Annotated in this window: 1 rRNA gene (only partly in view); it reads left to right on the forward strand. The window is 49.8% G+C overall.

The features are described 5' to 3' along the window. Positions 1–2,500, forward strand: a 23S ribosomal RNA gene (locus ACXACQ_RS05990) (it extends past both window edges: 337 nt to the left, 45 nt to the right).

Genomic DNA, 2,500 nt, shown 5'->3' on the forward strand with positions numbered 1-2,500 from the left:
CATAGAGGGTGAGAGACCCGTAAGAGTAAGATTATTATTGATAGTAGTATCCTGAGTAGGGCGGGACAGGTGAAATCCCGTCTGAATCTGCCGGCACCATCCGGTAAGGCTAAATACTCCTGAGAGACCGATAGTGAACAAGTACCGTGAGGGAAAGGTGAAAAGTACCCTGAATAAGGGGGTGAAATAGTACCTGAAACCATACGCTTACAAGCGGTCGGAGCCCATAAGTTGGGTGACGGCGTGCCTTTTGCATAATGAGCCTACGAGTTACTCTTCACTGGCGAGGTTAAGTTTTTAAAGGAACGGAGCCGGAGCGAAAGCGAGTATTAATAGTGCGTATTAGTCAGTGGAGGTAGACGCGAAACTTGGTGATCTACCCATGACCAGGTTGAAGGTGCGGTAACACGCACTGGAGGACCGAACCAGTACACGTTGAAAAGTGTTTGGATGAGTTGTGGGTAGGGGTGAAAGGCCAATCAAACTGAGAAATAGCTCGTACTCCCCGAAATGCTTTTAGGAGCAGCGTGGAGGTTAAGTCTAATAGAGGTAGAGCTACCAATAGGACTAGGGGGAGTCACATCCTACCAAATCCTGATGAACTCCGAATGCTATTAGATATACTCTGCAGTGAGGGCATGGGTGCTAAGGTCCTTGTCCGAAAGGGAAAGAACCCGGACCAACAGCTAAGGTCCCCAAATGTATACTAAGTTGAACTAAGGTGGTTCAGTTGCCGAGACAGCCAGGATGTTGGCTTGGAAGCAGCCATTCATTTAAAGAGTGCGTAACAGCTCACTGGTCGAGCGACAGAGCATCGATGATAATCGGGCATTAAGTATACTACCGAAGCTTTGGCAGAATTTATTCTGGGTAGGGGAGCATTCTATCAGCGGCGAAGTTGTGGCGTGAGCCATGGTGGAGCGGATAGAAAAGCAAATGTAGGCATAAGTAACGATAAGGCAGGTGAGAAACCTGCCCACCGATAGACTAAGGTTTCCTGATCAACGCTAATCGGATCAGGGTTAGTCGGGACCTAAGGCGAACCCGAAAGGGGTAGTCGATGGACAATGGGTTAATATTCCCATACTACCGTTAACAGTGATGGGGTGACGGAGTAGTGAAAGGCACGCGTACTGACGGAATAGTACGTTAAAGGGTGTAGGTATTAACGATATAGGCAAATCCGTATTGTTAGCTGAACCTGATAGTACCACAATCCTTCGGGAGCGTGGATAGTTGCCCTAATCAGACTTCCAAGAAAAACCTCTAAACTTATGTTGATGGTACCCGTACCGTAAACCGACACAGGTAGTCAAGGAGAGAATCCTGAGGTGCTCGAGTGATTCGTGGCTAAGGAACTAGGCAAAATGGCCCTGTAACTTCGGGAGAAGGGGCGCCTACTCTACTACGGTAGAGAGGCCGCAGTGAAAAGATCCAGGCGACTGTTTAGCAAAAACACATGGCTATGCGAAATCGAAAGATGATGTATATGGCCTGACACCTGCCCGGTGCTGGAAGGTTAAGGGGGGATGTTATTCGCAAGAAGAAGCATTGAACTGAAGCCCCAGTAAACGGCGGCCGTAACTATAACGGTCCTAAGGTAGCGAAATTCCTTGTCGGGTAAGTTCCGACCTGCACGAATGGTGCAACGATCTGGATACTGTCTCGGCCACGAGCTCGGTGAAATTGTAGTCGCGGTGAAGATGCCGCGTACCCGCAACGGGACGGAAAGACCCCATGAACCTTTACTATAGCTTAACATTGACATTGTGTAAATGATGTGTAGGATAGGTGGGAGACTTTGAAGCTGTGTCGCCAGGCATGGTGGAGTCATTGTTGAAATACCACCCTTTATTTACGTGATGCCTAATCTGTTAACAGAGACAGTGTTTGGTGGGTAGTTTGACTGGGGTGGTCGCCTCCAAAAGAGTAACGGAGGCTTCCAAAGGTTCCCTCAGCACGCTTGGTAACCGTGCGAAGAGCGCAATAGCATAAGGGAGCTTGACTGTGAGACCAACAAGTCGATCAGGGACGAAAGTCGGGTATAGTGATCCGGTGGTTCCGTATGGAAGGGCCATCGCTCAAAGGATAAAAGGTACTCTGGGGATAACAGGCTGATCTCCCCCAAGAGCTCACATCGACGGGGAGGTTTGGCACCTCGATGTCGGCTCGTCACATCCTGGGGCTGGAGAAGGTCCCAAGGGTTGGGCTGTTCGCCCATTAAAGTGGCACGCGAGCTGGGTTCAGAACGTCGTGAGACAGTTCGGTCCCTATCTGTTGTGGGCGTAAGAAGTTTGCGAGGATCTGTCCTTAGTACGAGAGGACCGGGATGGACTAACCTCTGGTGTACCGGTTGTGGTGCCAGCTGCACCGCCGGGTAGCTATGTTGGGAAGGGATAAGCGCTGAAAGCATCTAAGCGCGAAACCCACCTCAAGATGAGACTTCTTTATAAGGGACGTTATAGACGATGACGTTGATAGGCTGCAGGTGTAAAGTCAG

The organism is Fulvivirga sp. AWR4_260 (assembly GCF_056158185.1).